Genomic DNA, 311 nt, shown 5'->3' on the forward strand with positions numbered 1-311 from the left:
GCGGGAACTGTAACAAACTCTGTTGGAACCGTTGCCTATTCTTGGAAAAACAGCGCTAACGCAGAAGTCGGAACAGCAGCTTCTGTTTCTAATCTGCCAGCTGGAACATATACTTTAACCGTGACAGATTCATGCTCGTCTCAGACAAATTCTGTAACTGTTGGACAGCCTTCTGCAGCTTTGGCTTTGGGGGCTTCCTCTAAAACGGATGCTTCATGCTACGGAGCAAGCACCGGAACTGTGACTGCGGGAACTGTAGCAAACTCTGTGGGAACTGTTGCCTATTCTTGGAAAAACAGCGCTAACGCAGA

At 48.2% G+C, this 311-nt stretch carries 1 protein-coding gene; it reads left to right on the forward strand.

Annotation, left to right across the window (positions count from 1 at the left end; genetic code table 11):
• Positions 1-311, forward strand: a 311-nt coding sequence (locus tag DM444_RS00100) for a hypothetical protein (protein WP_162614874.1), incomplete at both ends; no start/stop codon positions are given.

It is taken from the genome of Flavobacterium ginsenosidimutans (assembly GCF_003254625.1).
GTDB lineage: Bacteria > Bacteroidota > Bacteroidia > Flavobacteriales > Flavobacteriaceae > Flavobacterium > Flavobacterium ginsenosidimutans.